Origin of the sequence: Dokdonia genika (genome assembly GCF_042652845.1) — a bacterium.
Classification (GTDB): Bacteria; Bacteroidota; Bacteroidia; order Flavobacteriales; family Flavobacteriaceae; genus Dokdonia; species Dokdonia donghaensis.
The window spans coordinates 154,561-172,921 of record NZ_JBHSHB010000023.1 but is presented as its reverse complement, the minus strand read 5'-3'; the positions used below and the strand labels follow the sequence as shown (position 1 = coordinate 172,921).

Sequence of the window (18,361 nt, the reverse complement as noted above, 5' to 3'; positions counted from 1 at the left end):
CCACATTGTTAAGGTAATGGTAAAAATCACCCTAATAACCTGTTACAAAACAAACTTCAAGCATTTTGTATAACTCCGGATGTTTACGTTTAAACAGATCTGGGCGCTCAAAAAAGTACTCTGCCGCCACCGCAAAAAACTCTATTTTACTTGTCCCACCATATTTTCTTATATCTGAGGCATCATTATTTATAGCCTCCATCTCCGTATGCATCATATCAAGCCAGGGTACAATATTTTCTTTACCTAGTAACTGTTCTGGTACGCCATCCACCTCACCATCCATCTTATCAAGTAAATGCACAAACTCGTGTATAGCTGTATTTCCTTTATCTGTCTTGTTATTAAACCCAAAATGAAGCGCCTTGCGAGAGAGTATCATATGGTTTTCAAACTGTCCTGTCCCTACCATACCTCCTATAATACGATCTTCACCCTCTGAGTGATACTCAAGATTTGCATTAAAGTAATCTGGATAAATAAGTACCGTATCTAAGTTATTGTAATGCCAGTCTCCAAAGTTAAAAATAGGGATCACCGCACTAGCTGCCACAAACACCTTATCCTTATCAGACAGGTCAAATCCTACAGCCTCTACATTTACTTCGGTGAGAAAGGCCATCATTCTTTTTTTAAAGAATTCCTTCTTTTTAGGAGTGAGCTCTTTGTAAAAAAGCACTTCATCACTTAATAACGACTCCCAAGTAGATGGGAAAGGATCTGGCGTACGCTTTCGCGAAAGCGTAAAAAGTCCGTAACCCATAAAAATAAATAAGGCTAATCCAGCCAAAAGGAACAGTATAATCATCTAGTGTCTTATTACTTTTATAATATATCTTACATCACCCGCAATGTACGACTGTGAAGCAATTGCAATAACGAAAGTTATACAAAACAAAAAACCCGATCAAAAGATCGGGTTTTAATGTGGTACCTCCAGGAATCGAACCAGGGACACACGGATTTTCAGTCCGTTGCTCTACCAACTGAGCTAAGGTACCTAAAGCTTTTAGGTGGCTTACGTTTGCAATGTGACTCACACTATTTGTTGAGTTGTATGCGATACTTCTCGTAAGCGGATGCAAATATAAAACCTTTCTGAGATCTGGCAACATCTTTTTGAGAAAAATTGCAATATTTTTTTCGAGACCGCATATTTCGCAAATTAGAAACCTTATTCTTTATTTCTACGTAAGTAATTGTAGTTAATTACGATTAAGCATATATTCGTATGCTAACACACTATATAACTATGGCAGATCAATATTACGACCCAAAAGATTTAAGAAAATTCGGAAAAATCACAGAGTGGAGTGAAGAGTTAGGAACTAAGTTTTTTGACTACTACGGTAAAGTTTTTGAAGAAGGAGCACTCACCGCGCGTGAGAAATCGCTCATTGCACTTGCCGTTGCTCACACTGAGCAGTGCCCATATTGCATAGATGCATATACTAAAGACGGCCTACAGAAAGGAATCACTAAGGAAGAGATGATGGAGGCTGTACACGTAGGTGCCGCTATAAAAAGTGGTGCGACGCTGGTACACGGCGTGATGATGATGAATAAAGTAAATAAACTAGACGGGTAGTTTTTACGCTTTCGCGAAAGCGTACTCATACAGATTTCCAACCAATAGAAATCAACACTACAAACGACAAACATTTTTAAATGTCAGCAACAAAATCACTGAAGAAAGAAGGTAGCGAACTCGCACAAGCAAACAAGCAGATAGAAATTTTATCTAATGGTATTTTTAAAGATGAACTACCTACGTTTGCTAAGAAAATAAAGGAGACCAACCAGCTACCGTTACGCCCTAACAAACTAGAAATACTCCAAATAAACGTGGGGTATATGTGTAATCAAGTGTGTGATCACTGCCACGTAGATGCTGGTCCAGATCGCAAGGAGATTATGACTTGGGAGACTATGGAGCAATGTCTAGAAGTGATACGCAATACTGGTGCTCACACGCTAGATCTTACTGGTGGCGCTCCAGAGATGAATCCGCATTTTAGACGTTTTGTAGAAGAAGCAAGCAAGGCAGGGATTAAAGACTTTATCGTGCGTTCTAACCTTACCATTATACGTGCAAATAAAAAGTACTACGATCTCCCAGATTTCTTTAAAAAACACAATGTACACGTCATCTCATCTATGCCACACTGGACACGTGGAAAGACAGATAAGCAACGTGGTGATGGTGTTTTTGACAAGTCTATAAAAGCTTTACAAGAGCTCAACGAGCGTGGCTACGGTATGCCAGGCAGCGACTTAAGACTAGACCTAGTTTACAATCCATCTGGAGCTTTCTTACCGGGAGACCAAGCAAGTATGGAGAAGGATTTTAAAAAGGCACTTATGGAGGATTTTAATATCCAGTTCCACAACCTTTTTGCAATCACAAACTTACCTATAGCACGATTTTTAGATTACCTCATCGCATCAGAAAACTATGAGGATTATATGTATCAACTCGTAGAGGCATATAACCCTGCCGCAGTAGAGAATGTAATGTGTAAAAACACAATTTCAATAAGCTGGGATGGTTATTTATTTGATTGTGATTTTAATCAAATGCTAGAATTACCAGTCGCTAGTTCAGTAAAGCACATTAAAGATTATAATGAAGATTTACTTAATGATCGTAACATTATGATCTCTCAGCACTGTTATGGTTGTACTGCAGGTGCAGGAAGTAGTTGTCAAGGAACCGTTGCTTAATACGTAGAAAATCACGACACCAAAAACCGCCATACTCATATTTGCTCAAACAGCAACTACCGAAGCTTCTCGCAAGAAGCTCGGTCAGTCTGTGGCTTTATTTAAAGAACTCAATAAGCAAACTATTGCTACGACACGCAAGACAGGAATTCCCTACGTTATTTTTTCTGAAAATGAGCAGGTAGGAAACACCTTTGGCGAGCGTTTTACAAATGCGCTTACAGCAGTTTTTGACAGTGGTTATAACCAAGTTATAACCATAGGTAATGACACTCCGCACCTTTCGGCGGGGCATATTCTTTTAGCACAAGAAAAGCTCAAGCAATCTGCGCTTGTTATTGGCCCAAGTACAGATGGCGGTTGTTATCTAATGGGGATTAAAAAGAAACATTTTAAGCCTGAGCAATTTAAAAACCTACCGTGGCAGTCTAGTAAACTAGGTGCTATTATTTCTGATACGCTTTCGCGAAAGCGTACAAACCTTTACCTCCTTGAGACCCTTTCAGATCTTGACACATTTGCAGATTTACAGCAGATGCTCAAAGAGGCTTCCACATTATCAAAAAGAGTATTACAACTTATACAAAACATAGTAAATCAAGGTCTTTCTCTTGATTACCATACTACAAACCGATTCTTTGAGTCGCTCACTAAAAGCCACTTTAACAAAGGATCACCATCATTAGTTCGTATTTAAATCTTGTAAGCTACAACAGCTTACAGTTATTCTTAGATTTTCTTAATTACCAACTAATACACTCAGATGAAATCATTTTATCTTAGTATGCTCTTGCTTTTTACAGCAAGTTTGTATGCTCAAACTACCGTTACCGGAACCGTCACAAGCGCAGAAGATAACACTACAATACCATTTGTAAATGTCCTTGTAGAAGGCACAAACCAAGGCACCATTACAGACGAAAATGGTGTTTACACCATAACCATACCTACGGATGCATCCGTTTTAAAATTCTCTTCGCTCGGTTATAGCTCACAATTAATTACTGTAGCTGGCAGAACGCAAATAGATATTACACTAAGCATCTCCCAGGAGGGACTTGACGAGGTGGTAGTTACCGCGCTGGGCGTAAAACGCAACACAAGAGAACTAGGATACACAGTACAAACCATAAATGCAAAAGATATAGACGAGGTAAAGTCTGTAAACTTTCTGGACAACCTTTCTGGTAAGCTTGCTGGTGTCACCATCACCCAAGGCGCAACAGGGGTAGGCTCTTCATCACGCATAAGCATACGTGGAGAAGCTTCGTTTTCTAATAACAATCCGTTGTTTGTAGTAAACGGTGTACCCATTAACAACAACACTGTTTTTAACTTCACAAATGAAGCAGCCGCAGGTTTTCAAGAAGTAGATTTTGGAAACGGCGCGATGGAAGTAAATCCAGATGACATTGCTTCTGTTTCTGTACTTAAAGGCCCAAGTGCTGCTGCATTATACGGTACGCGTGCATCAAACGGAGTCATTGTTATTGAGACTAAAGATGGTAGCAAGAAAAAAGGATTAGGCATAAGCATTAACTCTTCTATCTTTTTTGACAGTGCTTTCCAACTTCCAGATTTTCAAAACGAGTACGGACAAGGACAAGGCGGAGTTTTTGAATATGTAGATGGTCTTGGAGCAGGAATCTCAGATAACATTACGTATTCTTGGGGACCTAGACTAGATGCCGGAAATCTAATTTCGCAATTTGATAGTCCGGTGACGCTTGCAGATGGGACGATTGTACGTGGTGGAGATACGGCTTTATACAATGGACTTGCCATTACTCCTACTGAATTTAGGTCAAACCCAGATAACCTAAAAGACTTTTATGAAACTGGAGTGACCACCATAAATAATGTTTCTGTCTCTAGCGGATTTGACAAAGGTGATTTCCGTATATCGTTTACAGACCTACGTAGTGAGTCTATTATACCTGGTGTAAACTTAGATAGACAAACCATCGCGACTAAACTCAACTTTAAGCCAACAGACAAAACTAAAATCAAGGCGAGCATTAGTTACGTAAATTCTGGAAGCGACAACCGCCCATCAAACGGATACGGAAGTGAGAATGTAAATTACTCACTCGTTGCCTGGGGACCTCGCTCTCTTAATATAGACAGCCTTCGTGATTACTGGCAGCCAGGTCTAGAAGGCGTGCAGCAGTACTCCTTTAACTACACCTTCTTTGATAATCCGTTTTTTATCTTACAAGAAAACAGAAACTCTTTTAACCGTGATCGCGTTTTTGGAAACATTGCCCTTACACAAACACTCGCCAAAAATCTTGATCTTACCATACGCACAGGGATGGACTACAGTAGTGAGAAACGACAGTTTTTAAGGAACTTTAGTTCTAACCGTTTCCAGAATGGTGGCTATGCAGAGCACGATGTTTTTTATCGTGAGATCAATACAGACTTCTTACTTAACTATGACAATAAGTTTGGCGACTTCTCACTGGACGTAAGTCTTGGAGGAAACCGCCTATCACAGGTAGCTTCTACAAAACAGGTGCAAACTACAAACCTTGCACAACCAGGCATCTTTAACCTTAATAATGCCGCATCACCTATAGAAGCATTCCAATTTGAATCTAAAAAGCGTATCAACTCTTTTTACGGAGTGGCAAAACTGGGCTACAAGAACTTTTTATATCTAGATGTTACTGGACGTAATGACTGGTCAAGTGCACTTGCAACGCCTTTTAGCGCAGATAATACTTCGTTTTTCTATCCTTCGGCTAGTTTGAGTTTTATAGGATCTAATGTGTGGGAACTTCCAGAAGCGATAAGCTACTTACAACTAAGAGCAAGTGTTGCTCAAGTAGGTAATGATACTAATCCTTTCCAAACTTCTGGAGCGTTTATCGCACAAACTCCTTTTGAAGGGCAGCCTACTTTTAGCGCACAAAACTTTATCCCTAATGCAAACCTAAAACCAGAGCAAACTACATCGTACGAGATAGGTACAGACATACGCTTCTTTAAAGACAGGTTTAATGTAGACTTCACGTACTACAACGCGCTTACTAAAGACCAGATTATCTCCTTACCTATTGCTATTTCCTCAGGCTTTAATCAGCAGGTGGTAAATGGTGGTGAGGTACGCACCTCTGGTATCGAGGTGATTGCAGGCATCACTCCTATCGTAAATGAAAACTTTAGATGGAACACCACCTTTAACTTCAGCACCAATAAGTCTGTGGTTGAAAGTTTACCACAATCTGATGGTCGTCTTACGCTTGCCTTTAGCCGTATTTATGACAGCGCAAACCAAACCGTATTCTTTCAAGTAGAAGAGGGAGGGGAAGTTGGCGATATTTATGGAACAGGCTACCTACGTAATGACGATGGTGATTTTATCATTGATAATAACGGGCGCTTTATCGCAGATAACAACCTCAAGAAAATAGGAAACTACACCGCAGATTTTAACCTAGGGTGGAACAATGATTTCCGCTACAAGCAGTGGAGTGCTTCTTTCTTATTTGACTGGCGTCAAGGTGGAGATATTGTCTCAAGAACGCGAGCGCTAGGTAATGTAGGAGGCCAACTAGCAGAAACTGCTTTCCGCCCGGAAGAGGGAATTATTGCGCAAGGAGTTGTAAACACAGGTACTGCGGCAAATCCAAATTTTGTTCCAAACACCACAGCAGTTTCGGCAGAGAGTTACTACCGCCAGTTTTATGACCGTAACCACGAAGAAAACAACATTTATGACGCCTCATTCTTAAAACTTCGTCAGTTTTCTATAGGATATTCTTTCAAGCTTAAGGACGGATTTATCGGTCTTAAAGAAGGTGTAGACGTAGACCTTTCACTTATAGGACGCAATCTTTTTGCCATCACAGAAAACCCACATTTTGACCCTGAGCAACTCGCAGTACAGGGACAAGGATTTGTGAGCGGTGTAGAAGATTTGAGCTATGCTACAACAAGAAGCTTCGGGTTTAAGGCAGGATTTAACTTTTAACGCTTTCGCGAAAGCGTAACATAAAACATTACAAATGAAACATTTTTTATACATCACTTCCCTCCTGCTTTTACTTGGAATGAGCAGTTGCACAGAAGATTTTGAAGAAATAAACACCAACCCAAATGATCCCGTAAGCGTACAGCCTAGCTTGTTATTGCGACAAGTTATTTATGACTACGGAGAGCAAATGAGTTACGAAGGTTTTGTAGCTGGAGATTTATTATCGCAACACAGAACGGCTCTTGACTTTAATCTTTTTGATCGTCACGCCTTAAAATCACCTCAGCTAGGTGGAAATCCTTGGCCTATTTTTTATACGAATTTAAGAGACAACGAGATTATCTTACAGCAGGCGCAAACTAATGTGACTTTTGCCGTGTATGAAGGTCCTGCTCTTATCCTCAAGGCATATATGGCGGCTGGGCTTACAGATCTTTTTGGCGATGTTCCTTACTCAGAAGCGTTTAATGGAATAGATGGAACGGTAACACCAGCTTATGACACGCAGGAGGCTATATATACTGGAGCAGATGGTATTCTAGCAAATCTAGATGCGGGAATTGCTGCTATAGAAGCTTATGAAGATGTGATCCCGCTAGAAGGAGATATTCTTTATGGTGGAGATTTACAAGCTTGGGTACGCTTTGCAAACAGTCTTAAAATCAAACATCTTTTACGTATCTCAGATCGTGTAGATGTAAGTGCAGATTTACAAGCGCTGGTTAATGAGGATAACTTTATAACTAGTAATAGTGATAATGCTGTTTTTAACTTTAGCAATACGGAGCCTAACAGTTTTAGACTTGCACAGTTACGTGTGGGTGACTTTAACAACTTCGTACTTTCTGAAACAATGGAAACCATTCTTGTAGACCTTGAAGACACGAGGCTTAATACGTTTTTTAGACCAGCATCAAATACTGACGAATTTAAAGGACTTATAAATGGAATAGATGCAACCTCAACGGCTGCCGTGCTTGGAGATTTATCACTTGCAGGCACTGCTTTTAGAGAAGATACTTCAGTGCTAGACGCAAACTTTATGACGGCTTGGGAAACTTCGCTAGCTCTAGCCGAAGCTGCCCAGCGCGGACTTATCACCGCAGATGCGCAGGCACTTTATGAAAACGGCGTGACACTCGCTTTTGAATACTGGCAAACACCTTTACCAGCAGATTATCTAACTGGTAATGCTGCTTTTAATAACGCAGATAGTTCGCCGCTAGAGCAAATACTTACTCAAAAGTGGATAGCAAACATCATAAACGGCTATGAGGGTTGGATAGAATATAGACGTACCGGTTTTCCTGCATTTATGGATGTGCAAGCAAGTCTTAATGACGGTTTAATTCCCGTGCGTATGCCTTACCCATCTGAAGAAGAAGCGCTCAATGCAGATAATTACCAGACAGCATTTGATGCCACAGACGGCAATAGCCTTAATGTGCGCGTGTGGTGGGATGTAGATTAAGGAATTGTGGGCGGGTACTGCAGACATCTCCCCTAGCCCTCTTCAAAGAGGGGAACTTTTATGAAATACACTTTCCTGACGGAAAGTGATAAATATTAGAATAAGAAACCAATATATGAATGTAGAAATCTGGCAATGGGGATTAATTATAGCATCGAGTGTGTTGATGTTTGTGCTGTCTCCGCTTGCCAAAAGTCCTGATGAGTTTTTTAAGGCTATACATCGTAAGAAGTCTCCTAATGTGTGGATGCTTACGGGTAGTCTTATTATCTCGTGGATTTTTGCAAAGAGTATAACCAATGCTGCCAACTTAGGCCTGAGTTTTGGGATTGTGGGTGGTGTGGCTTATGCGGGTTATTACCTCTCCTTTGCGGTGGCCGGTGTGATTATCTACCAGATGCGTTTGCACGGTGGGTTTACAAGTATACATCAGTTTCTGACTTCTCGATTTGGAAAAGGAGCGATGCGCTTATTTTCTGTGCTCATTGCCATTAGGCTTTTTAATGAGGTGTGGAGTAACACGATGGTGATAGGCTCTTATTTTGGAGAAATGGGAAGCACTCCTTATTATTGGGCGATTCTTGTATTTACCATACTCACTCTGGCTTATGCGCTCAAGGGTGGATTGAGCAGTTCCATATTTACAGATGTGATACAGATGGGATTATTTTCCATACTGCTATGTGTGATTTTATGGAGTATATTTTCGGTAGATGATTTTAGTGTGAAGGAGGTTGCGACTTCTGGAACGTGGAGTTTTGATCTTGGTCTTAATTTACTTTTTGCAGCCTTGTTACAGTCATTTTCCTATCCCTTTCACGATCCTGTACTGACAGATAGAGCTTTTTTAAGTTCGCCAAAGGTTACTTTACGCAGCTTTCTAATCGCCTCGGTATTGGGAGCAGCTTGTATTATCTTATTTAGTGTAATAGGTGTGTATGCACAGTCACAAGGAATGGCAGGCCAAGCCGCGGTAGAAGTGGGCAAAGCTTTTGGTGTAGTCATATTGTTAGTCATCAACTTTATTATGATTACCTCGGCGGCATCTACGCTGGATAGTACATTCTCCTCATTTTCAAAATTACTTTCAGTCGATTTAAATTTGGGTAAAAATCTTTCGTTTGGGAGATTATCTATGGCTGTAATTGCCATATTGGGAACCATTCCCGTATTTCTTAATGCAGAGATTTTAAGCGCCACGACCATATCTGGGACGATGGTCATTGGACTAACGCCAGTATTTTTATTTTGGCGAAAGCCAGCCCCAAAAATTAGTTATTACTTGAGTGTAGTGACTGGTATCATTTTTGGCTTCATATTAGTTTTTGATGCCTTACCACTATCATTACAATTTACAACAGGATCTTATGCTGCGTTACTCTGGACAAACGTCTGGGGCATCACAGCCTGTACGATATTATACCTCATACCACGATGGATAAAAAGATAAAAAACATAGGTAAGCTCACTGGCAAAGTACTCCTTTATGGCGGTGTGTATAGCAATCTACAAGCGCTAGAGAAACTAAAATCTATTGCAGAGCAGCAAGGGATTGCTCCAGAAAATTGCATCTGCACAGGAGACATCGTGGGATATTGTGCACAGCCAGAAGAAACCCTACAACTCTATAAAATATGGGGAACGCACGGTATTGCAGGTAATGTAGAAAAACAACTGAGTGAGGGTGCAGAAGATTGCGGGTGTGACTTTAGAGAAGGATCGCGTTGTGATGGTTTTAGCCAGCTGTGGTATCCTTATGCACAAAGCAAACTCTCTAAGAATTCGCTAGACACCATCGAGGCGCTTCCAGACCATATTACATTTACCTACGCGGGTAAAAAGGTAACGGTTGTACACGGCTCATATAATCATATTTCTGAATTTATATTTAAATCTACGCCTTGGGATATAAAAGGTTCAAATTTTGATACAACACAAAGTGATGTGATTATTGCGGGACATTGCGGCTTGCCTTTTCATACGGAGCAAGAAGATAAACTCTGGCTTAACCCTGGCGTAATTGGGATGCCAGCAAATGATGGCTCTACCGAAGTCTGGTATGCTATTCTAGATGACACTTCTGGCAATCTTAGCTATGAACATCATACCTTTGCATATAATTACAAGCTCACGAGCCAGTTAATGCAAAACGGCTTACTGCCAGAAGAGTATGCGCGTACCATCGTAACTGGCATCTGGGACAATACAGAAATACTGCCACCTGTAGAGAGTGGCTTACAAGGATTTGGCATCAAATTATAAAGACCTATTATCAAAAAAATCACATACATACTCATCTTTCTCATAAGTGCTATAAGTGTTGGGCAATCAGATATGGACTTGTTATTAAAACAGTATAACACACGCTCTGTTCCTTATATTTCTGTGCAAGAACTCAAGATGGAAATGAGTGACTACTTAATTTTAGACACTCGTAAAAAGGAAGAATTTGAGGTAAGCCATATCCCTGGAGCGGTGTGGGTTTCTGAGAAGGTGAATGATAGTATGTACGCTTTCGCGAAAGCAAAAAAAGATCAACCCATCGTCGTTTATTGCTCTGTAGGGATACGCTCTGAAGACTTTGGCGAGCGACTGAAGAAGAAAGGATTTACAAACGTCAAAAATCTATACGGAAGCATATTTGCGTGGAAAGATGAAGGCTACGAAATTCAAAATAAGAACAAACAACCAACCGACTCTGTTCACGTATTTTCCAAAGTTTGGGGGAAGTATTTAAAAACAGGGCATAAAGTGTACTAGATGAATAAATATATACCACTCATTTTTATAGGACTCACCATAGGAGGATTTGCTTTACTGGCTTATCATCTTACTAACGAGACATCCACCTGGAAAGACTATCTCTCTAGTAGTCTCATTATTATTGCAAATATTGGGATGTTTATAGCCATTAAAAAAAGTGACCAGTGGACAAAAAAAGATGATGAGTAATGACTAGAAAGAAAATCATTCTCATATTTATCATACTCCTTATCCTATTACTCGTACTTACTGTAAGCAAGCTAAATTTTGAGAACCTAAGTTGGTCTATTAACGCGAGTATATACCAGCAGCTCATCACGATGGCGCTTATGTTTTTATACCTAGTATATAATTATAGAAAGCAATAATGAAAAAAAACATAGTACTCATATTCACCAGAAATCCAGAACTAGGTAAAGTAAAAAGCAGACTAGCCAAAGGTGTAGGTCAAGAAAATGCTCTTGAAATTTACAAGAAGCTCTTATCACATACTAAGGACGTAGTAAGCACTTTAAATTGCACTAAACGCGTGGGCTACTCTGTGAAGGTGCGCGATAATGATATGTGGGATAATGCTATTTTTGAAAAATTCCAGCAAGAAGGTGAAGATCTAGGAGTGCGTATGTATAATGCATTTAAAAAAGCCTTTACAGATGGGTATGACAATGTACTCATTGTAGGTAGTGACCTTTATGACTTGCGTGCTTCTCACATAAATGAGGCTTTTGACGCGCTGCATACTAATGACGCAGTAATAGGCCCAGCGCAAGACGGTGGTTATTATTTATTGGGTATGAACAAGCTTGTAAAAGAAGTATTTCACAATAAAGAATGGGGTGGCGATACGGTCTTTGCAAGTACTATGGATGATCTAGCAACAGCAAAAGTTCATCAACTTGAAACCCTTAACGACATTGACTTTGCAGAGGACTTAAAACCATATGCTGAGTTTGCTCAATATTTACAATAACAAAAAAAATTAATACGTTTAAAAACATATTATGGAAAAATATATCACAGAAACAGCAGATTACTTGAAAAGCAAAGGCTTTGAAAATCCTGAAGTAGGTATCATTTTAGGTACTGGTCTTGGGCAACTCATTGATCGTGTTGAGATAGAACACACCGCGAGCTATAATCATATTCCTAATTTTCCAACGGCAACGGTAGAGTTCCACACAGGTAAATTAATTTACGGTACGCTAGAAGGTAAAAAGGTTATTATTATGCAAGGCCGTTTTCACGTGTATGAAGGCTACTCACTTACAGATGTAACCTACCCAGTACGTGTGATGCACGCTTTAGGCATCAAGCACCTATTAGTATCTAATGCTTCTGGAGCGATTAACCTTGATTTCAAAAAAGGAGAATTAATGCTCATAGATGATCACATTAACCTTCAAGGAGGTTCACCGCTAGCTTTTAAAGGAGTAGAAAAAATGGGAGAGCGCTTTGTAGATATGAGCGAACCTTATGATGCTGCTATGAATAATACGCTACGCACTATTGCAAAAGACAATGGCATAAACTTACACGAGGGAGTATATGCATCTGTAGTAGGGCCACAGCTAGAAACCCGCGCAGAGTATCGCTACTTAAGAACTATAGGAGCAGATGCTGTAGGGATGAGTACCGTACCAGAAATTATTGTGGCAAATCACTTAAAACTTCCTGTGGTGGCAGTATCTGTTCTTACAGATGAGTGTGACCCAGACAACCTTAAGCCGGTAGATATTTCAGAAATAATTGCAATGGCTGGTAAGGCAGAGCCAGAGATGATCAAGCTCTTTACAGAATTAATTAAAACATTATAGTCAGATTAGAATGTGGTGTAAGTACGCTTTCGCGAAAGCGGAATCTAAATCTAAAAAATCACCTTAATACACTAACTACTACCTATTAAAAAAACGAATTATGAGTTACCTTAATGCTACAAATGATCTTTATAAAGAAGCAGCACTTACACCAGATGTAGGACTGTGCTGTACTACAAATCCTATATGGGAATTACCTGGATTAAAGATCCCAAAGATTATGCAGGAAATGAATTATGGTTGCGGAAGCACTGTAAATGCTCGTGATCTTACTAATGAGCCTAAAATGCTCTATGTAGGTGTAGGTGGTGGTATGGAGCTATTACAGTTTGCATACTTTAATCGTAATAAGGGTGGCGTAGTAGGTGTAGACGTGGTAGATGAAATGCTAGAGGCGTCTCGCAAAAACTTTATAGAAGCAGAGAAGTTAAACCCTTGGTTTAAAAGCGAATTTGTAGATCTTCAAAAAGGAGATGCCCTTAACCTTAATGTGGCAGATAACTCTATAGACGTAGCTGCACAAAACTGCCTCTTTAACATCTTTAAAGCCGAAGATTTAAAACGCGCCATCGCAGAGATGTATCGCGTGCTAAAACCTCAGGGTAAACTTGTAATGAGTGACCCTACTTGTGAGCAGGAAATGAATGAGGAGTTGCGCAATGATGATCGTTTACGTGCGCTTTGTCTTTCTGGAAGTCTACCCATAGCCGAATATGTAAAAGCACTTACAGATGCTGGTTTTGGGACTATTGAGATAAGAGCTCGTAAACCATATAGAATACTTAATCCTGGGGCGTATCCTACAGATGAGCTCATATATATTGAGTCTATTGAAGTAGCAGCAATCAAAGACCCTATGCCAGCAGACGGACCTTGTATTTTTACAGGTAAAGCTGCCATTTATTATGGAGAAGAAGACTTTTTTGATGACAAGCTAGGGCACATCCTTCTTAAAAATCAGCCGCTGGCTATTTGTGATAAAACAGCAGGAGCACTTGCTGCTTTAGGTCGTAATGACATCTTTATAAGCGAGTCTACTTATCACTATGATGGTGGTGGATGTTGCTAGGCTACTGTTAGTTTTTTATAATATATACGACTCTATACGTATGAGTCACACAAAAAGCGTTTCTTTATAAGAGGCGCTTTTTTATGAAACCAACATCTATGAAAACCTTTCTTTACATTGCTTTACTCGGTTTTGCTTGTGCTTGTAGCACAACTAAGGCTATAACTGCACCACCTGAAGTCACAACTGCAGAAACACCTGTTGTCATAAAGAAAGATAGTGTCCCTATAGAAATTGCTCCCATCATAACTGTTACTGAAGATACAACCACAGTAAATGCTCAAGCAGAGGAGATGATTACAGAATCAGAAGAAGTTGAAGTTGAAGTTGAAGTTGAAGTTGAAGTTGAAGTTTTTAATACTGCAATTACAGAAACTGTTAATCACGATAGTTTTAATGACTTACTTAAGGCATATGTATCTCCAGCTGGTAATGTAGATTACAATGGTTTTAAATCAAACTGGGGGAAACTACGCAACTACATTAAATTACTTGGAGAACAAACACCTACAGACGCGTGGTCTCAAGAAGAAAAGCTCGCCTACTGGATGAACGCATATAATGCAATGACTATAGATCTTATCTTACGTCACTATCCGCTAGAAAGCATAAAGGATATTAAAAACCCGTGGGATCAACGATTCTGGAAACTTGAAGATAGCTGGTATAACCTCAACCAGATAGAGCACGATATTTTAAGAAAAATGGGCGATGCAAGAATCCACTTTGGGATAAACTGCGCTTCATTTTCTTGCCCGCCATTGCTTAATGAGGCTTTTACAGCGGCAAGTGTAGACGACCAGCTTGACAAGCTAGCTCGTAAATTTATAAATGACAGCTCTCGTAACACGATTACAGCGGAAAGAGTTGAGGTGTCTAAAATTTTTAGCTGGTTTGCAAAAGATTTTAAAACAGAGGGTAGCCTCATAGATTATCTAAATACGTATGCTTCAACTCCTATTTCACCTTCGGCGAAAGTAAGATATAAAGCATATGACTGGACGCTCAATAAGTAGTAAAGTTTTCTTAATTACTCGCTTATCTATTTTGAAAAAGCGATATTATGTTTTCACGAAAGTGTAAAACAATAAAATAATAGTTATGAAAATATACACACGCATTTTATTAATAATATCCATAACCATCTCTTTACAAAGCTGCGCGTTGCTCTCTGCTGGAGGGATTACAAGTCAAGGGCAACCTACTAAGGAAGTTACACAACCACTTACATCTACTACGGCAAACTCTGCTGTAAATGTAGATCACTCGCAGTGGGACTCATTGCTCAAAAAGTATGTAAACGAAGAGGGGCTCGTAGACTATGATGGATTCCAAAAAGACAGACCGCTACTTAACGGCTACTTAAATCAACTAGCAAATCTTGACCCATCAAACAAGTGGAGTGCACAAGAGTTACTTGCTTATTATATTAATCTTTATAACGCAGTCACTGTAGAGCTCATACTTGATAACCCAGAGGTAAGTAGTATAAAAGACATAGACGCCCCGTGGACTAAAGGACGTGCAAGGGTAGATGGGCGCTTGCTCTCTCTAGGTGGCATTGAAAATGGCGTGCTACGCAAGATGAATGAGCCTAGAATACATTTTGCCATAAACTGTGCATCTATCTCTTGCCCACCACTACTGCGTGAGGCATACACTGCTGGTAAAATCAATGAGCAACTTGACAAAGCAACTAAGCAGTTTATTAATAGTTCAAAAAATGATATTAGTGCAAATACGGCAGCACTTTCTTCTATTTTTAAATTTTATACAGAAGACTTTTATAGAGGATCTAATAAAAGCTTACTACCCTATATAAATAAATATACAAATACTCAGGTTGCGCCTGGTACACCTGTAACATTTAAAGAATATGATTGGGGCTTAAATAAGCAATAAAGTAAAACTGATTGAGGTGTTTTTGCGTACATTTAGAATAAGATACATCTTTAATGAATTCTATATCTGTAGTCATCCCTGTTCTTAATGAGACTGAGACCATATGTGCATTGCTCACTCACCTAGAAAACAAGGCGTCTTCTCAAAATTATATACACGAAATCATCGTTGTAGATGGTGGCAGTATTGATGATACTATTACTCAAGTCACGCAATATGCAGCGCTTAGTAAAACGGTATCTATTATTACATCTCAAAAAGGTCGAGCACGACAGATGAATACGGGAGCCATACAAGCTACAGGCAACATACTTTACTTTTTACACGCAGACTCTTACCCACCTCAAAACTATGATGCCCTCATTGTAAAAGAGGTCACACAGGGTAATCCTGCAGGATGTTTTAAAATGAAATTTGATTCTAATCACTGGTGGCTGCGACTAGCTGGCTGGCTCACAAAGTTTAAGTGGCGAGCGTGCCGTGGTGGTGACCAAAGCCAGTTTATTACCAAAGCTCTTTTTGAAGAACTGGGCCGCTTTGATGAGCGATATATTATTTATGAGGATAATGACCTGATAAATAAGTTATATGCGCGACGTAAATTTGTCGTTATTCAAAAATGGCTCACAACCTCTGCACGTCGTTATGAGGAAAATGGTATCTGGAAATTACAGTTTCACTTCTGGAGTATTTATGTGCGCAAATGGCTAGGCGCTAGTGCAGAAGATTTGCACAAATATTATCTCAACAAGATATCATAACAGGTTTATACCTCATCTGCTTTGCGACCCCACTCTGCAATTGCGTTTATAAGTGGTATAAGTGACTTTCCTAAATCTGTAAGCATATACTCAACTTTAAGTGGTGGCTTTGTAGTATAAACCTTTCTATCTATTATACCATCACTCTCTAGTGTTTTGAGCTGTAGGCTAAGGGTGCGCTCTGTCACAGAAGGCATTTGCTTGCGTAACTCACTATATCGTAAGGGACCTTCTATAAGATGGTAAATGATTACGGTTTTCCACTTACCTCCTATCACTCCCATCGTAAGACTTGTACAGCAAGGGTATTCTTTTCCTTTAAAAGTGTGCATCTCGATGTGTTAAATTAAACCTATACTTTTTGACCGTTCTTGCAAAGGTATATAACTATACATACTTTTGCTACTATACTTAATATAGTAAAAAATAAATGTTATGAGTTTTATAAATGCAATGCAAGAGCGCTACACCACAAAGGTGTATGACGAGACAAAAAAGATAGATCCTAAGCACATAGAGGAGCTTAAAGAAAGTTTACGACTAAGTCCTTCTTCTATAAATAGCCAGCCTTGGAAATTTACTTTTGTTTCTGATCAAGACACAAAGGAGAAGCTCTCTAAAGTATCTTGGATAAATACTGAGAAAGTAACAAAGAGTGATACTGTAGTTGTTTTTAGTAGAGTAGATGATTTATCACTTTTTGAAGAGCAAATCAAGAGAGAATTACCACAAGGAATGGTAGATTATTATAATGAGAACTTAAAACCGCTACCTAAAGAACAGATTACTGCTTGGTTTGATAAGCAAGTATACCTCTCTGTAGGTGTATTACTAAGTGCTTGTGCGGTTATGGGCATAGATGCTACCCCTATGGAAGGAATAGAGCCTGCAAACTATGACAAGATTATAGGAAACGATGGCTATGCAACCCTAGTTGCCGTTGCTATAGGATATAGAGATGAAGAGGATTTTAACCAACCTAGTAAAAATCCAAAATCAAGAATCGCATTAGATAAAGTAGTAGAAACTATATAGTCTATACTACTTCGATTTTATTATAAAAAGCGCTCCATACTGGGGCGCTTTTTTTTCGCTTTAAGCGAAAGAATTATTCATCAATAATAACTTCACCCGTAAAGAAGCTTTCTACCTCAACAACTGGTGGTGTGTTTTTTAAAATCAAATTACCCGTACTACGCAACTCTCCCACGATAGATAATTGTGGTGCTAGTATCACATCATTAGTCCCCCTGTGGAAGATGGATACATTTTGAACATCAAGATCTTCTAAGGGTAATCTACTATCACCATCTAGCAAGTTTATGGTAAGATTTGTCACACTTCCGTTTATGAAGAAATTAGACAATCCGTTGCTTTGTAATAGCACATTTTCTGCATCTAGCGAGAGATTAAAGTCTCCATCTTTATGATAAAAGTCTTCTTCTATAAGGTCATCACTTACTAACCTGAGTGAGTTCCAGGTCAAGATACCCTCTGCCTCTACCGTTTGCCCACTACTATTGCGTATCTGTTTTAAATCGGGATGACTCACATACACCTTTGAAGTATCATAATCACGTATAATATTACAAGAAGCTGTGTTGCTGATTTTGAGTGTATTGTCCTCTATAAGAATTTCAAAATCTTCAAGTAAGTTTTCTCCAGTTTCTAACCTTACAGAGATATCTGGATCGTCTGTTACTATGAGTTGGGCACGCTCAAAGATGGTAATACTATCAAAATCTGCTAGATCATACTCTTGTGTTACAATCTCGCCTGTGGTTTTTAGACACGTAAGTGTATCTTCTGTATCACAAGAAATGATGCTTACAATGATTACTATTATACTAGCTATATAAATGGAGTGTCTCATCT

General features: G+C 39.3%; 20 protein-coding genes and 1 tRNA gene. 17 read left to right on the top strand and 4 right to left on the bottom strand.

The annotated features are described in order from the left end of the window. Positions 1–31 precede the first annotated feature (31 nt). A complete protein-coding gene (locus tag ACFO5T_RS12025) occupies positions 32–808 on the bottom strand; it encodes a M90 family metallopeptidase (RefSeq protein WP_380034671.1) in 777 nt (258 codons plus the stop codon). Positions 809–928: 120 nt separating this feature from the next. Further along, positions 929–1,001: transfer RNA gene (locus ACFO5T_RS12020), tRNA-Phe, on the bottom strand. Positions 1,002–1,252: 251 nt separating this feature from the next. Here ACFO5T_RS12020 and ACFO5T_RS12015 point away from each other — a divergent pair. The 16 genes from ACFO5T_RS12015 (at position 1,253) to ACFO5T_RS11940 (ending at position 16,486) form a co-directional block, all read left to right on the top strand. Continuing rightward, positions 1,253–1,588 (top strand): arsenosugar biosynthesis-associated peroxidase-like protein, encoded by a 336-nt coding sequence (locus ACFO5T_RS12015; protein ID WP_013750118.1) that lies wholly within the window; start codon positions 1,253–1,255, stop codon positions 1,586–1,588. An 80-nt stretch (positions 1,589–1,668) separates the two neighbouring features. Then, positions 1,669–2,724 carry an arsenosugar biosynthesis radical SAM (seleno)protein ArsS gene (gene arsS, locus ACFO5T_RS12010; protein WP_013750119.1) on the top strand — a complete coding sequence of 352 codons (1,056 nt, stop codon included), beginning with the start codon at positions 1,669–1,671 and terminating at the stop codon, positions 2,722–2,724. Positions 2,725–2,815: 91 nt separating this feature from the next. Beyond that, positions 2,816–3,421, top strand: a complete 606-nt coding sequence (locus tag ACFO5T_RS12005; RefSeq protein WP_380034669.1) for a TIGR04282 family arsenosugar biosynthesis glycosyltransferase — start codon at positions 2,816–2,818, stop codon at positions 3,419–3,421. A 66-nt stretch (positions 3,422–3,487) separates the two neighbouring features. Next, on the top strand, positions 3,488–6,703 hold the full coding sequence (locus ACFO5T_RS12000) for a SusC/RagA family TonB-linked outer membrane protein (protein WP_380034667.1): 3,216 nt from the start codon (positions 3,488–3,490) through the stop codon (positions 6,701–6,703). Positions 6,704–6,737: 34 nt separating this feature from the next. Continuing rightward, the gene (locus ACFO5T_RS11995) at positions 6,738–8,177 is read left to right on the top strand and encodes a SusD/RagB family nutrient-binding outer membrane lipoprotein (protein WP_380034665.1); all 1,440 of its coding nucleotides are present in this window, start codon (positions 6,738–6,740) and stop codon (positions 8,175–8,177) included. Positions 8,178–8,292: 115 nt separating this feature from the next. Next, positions 8,293–9,627, top strand: coding sequence for a sodium:solute symporter family transporter (locus ACFO5T_RS11990; RefSeq protein WP_380034663.1), 1,335 nt, complete (start codon positions 8,293–8,295; stop codon positions 9,625–9,627). Next, positions 9,612–10,439 (top strand): metallophosphoesterase family protein, encoded by an 828-nt coding sequence (locus ACFO5T_RS11985; protein WP_380034662.1) that lies wholly within the window; start codon positions 9,612–9,614, stop codon positions 10,437–10,439. Before ACFO5T_RS11990 ends, ACFO5T_RS11985 begins: the two co-directional genes overlap by 16 nt. Before the next feature lie 72 nt (positions 10,440–10,511). Next, on the top strand, positions 10,512–10,937 hold the full coding sequence (locus ACFO5T_RS11980; protein WP_298353510.1) for a rhodanese-like domain-containing protein: 426 nt from the start codon (positions 10,512–10,514) through the stop codon (positions 10,935–10,937). Then, a complete protein-coding gene (locus tag ACFO5T_RS11975; protein ID WP_021778162.1) occupies positions 10,938–11,129 on the top strand; it encodes a hypothetical protein in 192 nt (63 codons plus the stop codon). Further along, positions 11,129–11,308: a hypothetical protein gene (locus ACFO5T_RS11970; RefSeq protein ID WP_035325526.1), complete on the top strand. Its 180-nt coding sequence runs from the start codon at positions 11,129–11,131 to the stop codon at positions 11,306–11,308. The genes ACFO5T_RS11975 and ACFO5T_RS11970 overlap by 1 nt, the downstream gene beginning before the upstream one ends. Further along, entirely contained in the window at positions 11,308–11,910 is a 603-nt protein-coding gene (locus tag ACFO5T_RS11965; protein WP_380034659.1) for a TIGR04282 family arsenosugar biosynthesis glycosyltransferase, read from the top strand. Before ACFO5T_RS11970 ends, ACFO5T_RS11965 begins: the two co-directional genes overlap by 1 nt. Positions 11,911–11,941: 31 nt before the next feature. Further along, entirely contained in the window at positions 11,942–12,754 is an 813-nt protein-coding gene (locus ACFO5T_RS11960) for a purine-nucleoside phosphorylase (RefSeq protein ID WP_380034657.1), read from the top strand. A gap of 100 nt (positions 12,755–12,854) precedes the next feature. Beyond that, positions 12,855–13,823: an arsenosugar biosynthesis arsenite methyltransferase ArsM gene (gene arsM / locus ACFO5T_RS11955; protein WP_380034655.1), complete on the top strand. Its 969-nt coding sequence runs from the start codon at positions 12,855–12,857 to the stop codon at positions 13,821–13,823. A gap of 98 nt (positions 13,824–13,921) precedes the next feature. Beyond that, on the top strand, positions 13,922–14,839 hold the full coding sequence (locus ACFO5T_RS11950) for a DUF547 domain-containing protein (RefSeq protein WP_380034653.1): 918 nt from the start codon (positions 13,922–13,924) through the stop codon (positions 14,837–14,839). Between the two features lie 85 nt (positions 14,840–14,924). Then, a complete protein-coding gene (locus ACFO5T_RS11945) occupies positions 14,925–15,725 on the top strand; it encodes a DUF547 domain-containing protein (protein ID WP_380034651.1) in 801 nt (266 codons plus the stop codon). Between the two features lie 53 nt (positions 15,726–15,778). Continuing rightward, complete coding sequence (locus ACFO5T_RS11940; protein WP_380034649.1) at positions 15,779–16,486, top strand: TIGR04283 family arsenosugar biosynthesis glycosyltransferase; 708 nt, start codon at positions 15,779–15,781, stop codon at positions 16,484–16,486. Between the two features lie 5 nt (positions 16,487–16,491). Here ACFO5T_RS11940 and ACFO5T_RS11935 read toward each other — a convergent pair whose 3' ends face one another. After that, positions 16,492–16,818 (bottom strand): winged helix-turn-helix transcriptional regulator, encoded by a 327-nt coding sequence (locus tag ACFO5T_RS11935; protein WP_375252999.1) that lies wholly within the window; start codon positions 16,816–16,818, stop codon positions 16,492–16,494. 103 nt (positions 16,819–16,921) lie between these two features. Between ACFO5T_RS11935 and ACFO5T_RS11930 the strand changes: the two genes are divergently transcribed. Then, positions 16,922–17,521 (top strand): nitroreductase family protein, encoded by a 600-nt coding sequence (locus ACFO5T_RS11930; protein ID WP_380034647.1) that lies wholly within the window; start codon positions 16,922–16,924, stop codon positions 17,519–17,521. A gap of 73 nt (positions 17,522–17,594) precedes the next feature. Here ACFO5T_RS11930 and ACFO5T_RS11925 read toward each other — a convergent pair whose 3' ends face one another. Continuing rightward, the gene (locus tag ACFO5T_RS11925; RefSeq protein ID WP_380034645.1) at positions 17,595–18,359 is read right to left on the bottom strand and encodes a head GIN domain-containing protein; all 765 of its coding nucleotides are present in this window, start codon (positions 18,357–18,359) and stop codon (positions 17,595–17,597) included. Positions 18,360–18,361 lie beyond the last annotated feature (2 nt).

Excerpts from the sequence above, each read along its gene's own strand:
- ACFO5T_RS12025 (WP_380034671.1), bottom strand. The coding sequence starts at position 808 with ATGATTATACTGTTCCTTTTGGCTGGATTAGCCTTATTTATTTTTATG.
- ACFO5T_RS12015 (WP_013750118.1), top strand. The coding sequence starts at position 1,253 with ATGGCAGATCAATATTACGACCCAAAAGATTTAAGAAAATTCGGAAAA.
- arsS (WP_013750119.1), top strand. The coding sequence starts at position 1,669 with ATGTCAGCAACAAAATCACTGAAGAAAGAAGGTAGCGAACTCGCACAA.
- ACFO5T_RS12000 (WP_380034667.1), top strand. The coding sequence starts at position 3,488 with ATGAAATCATTTTATCTTAGTATGCTCTTGCTTTTTACAGCAAGTTTG.
- ACFO5T_RS11995 (WP_380034665.1), top strand. The coding sequence starts at position 6,738 with ATGAAACATTTTTTATACATCACTTCCCTCCTGCTTTTACTTGGAATG.
- ACFO5T_RS11990 (WP_380034663.1), top strand. The coding sequence starts at position 8,293 with ATGAATGTAGAAATCTGGCAATGGGGATTAATTATAGCATCGAGTGTG.
- ACFO5T_RS11985 (WP_380034662.1), top strand. The coding sequence starts at position 9,612 with ATGGATAAAAAGATAAAAAACATAGGTAAGCTCACTGGCAAAGTACTC.
- ACFO5T_RS11980 (WP_298353510.1), top strand. The coding sequence starts at position 10,512 with ATGGACTTGTTATTAAAACAGTATAACACACGCTCTGTTCCTTATATT.
- ACFO5T_RS11975 (WP_021778162.1), top strand. The coding sequence starts at position 10,938 with ATGAATAAATATATACCACTCATTTTTATAGGACTCACCATAGGAGGA.
- ACFO5T_RS11970 (WP_035325526.1), top strand. The coding sequence starts at position 11,129 with ATGACTAGAAAGAAAATCATTCTCATATTTATCATACTCCTTATCCTA.
- ACFO5T_RS11965 (WP_380034659.1), top strand. The coding sequence starts at position 11,308 with ATGAAAAAAAACATAGTACTCATATTCACCAGAAATCCAGAACTAGGT.
- ACFO5T_RS11960 (WP_380034657.1), top strand. The coding sequence starts at position 11,942 with ATGGAAAAATATATCACAGAAACAGCAGATTACTTGAAAAGCAAAGGC.
- arsM (WP_380034655.1), top strand. The coding sequence starts at position 12,855 with ATGAGTTACCTTAATGCTACAAATGATCTTTATAAAGAAGCAGCACTT.
- ACFO5T_RS11950 (WP_380034653.1), top strand. The coding sequence starts at position 13,922 with ATGAAAACCTTTCTTTACATTGCTTTACTCGGTTTTGCTTGTGCTTGT.
- ACFO5T_RS11945 (WP_380034651.1), top strand. The coding sequence starts at position 14,925 with ATGAAAATATACACACGCATTTTATTAATAATATCCATAACCATCTCT.
- ACFO5T_RS11940 (WP_380034649.1), top strand. The coding sequence starts at position 15,779 with ATGAATTCTATATCTGTAGTCATCCCTGTTCTTAATGAGACTGAGACC.
- ACFO5T_RS11935 (WP_375252999.1), bottom strand. The coding sequence starts at position 16,818 with ATGCACACTTTTAAAGGAAAAGAATACCCTTGCTGTACAAGTCTTACG.
- ACFO5T_RS11930 (WP_380034647.1), top strand. The coding sequence starts at position 16,922 with ATGAGTTTTATAAATGCAATGCAAGAGCGCTACACCACAAAGGTGTAT.
- ACFO5T_RS11925 (WP_380034645.1), bottom strand. The coding sequence starts at position 18,359 with ATGAGACACTCCATTTATATAGCTAGTATAATAGTAATCATTGTAAGC.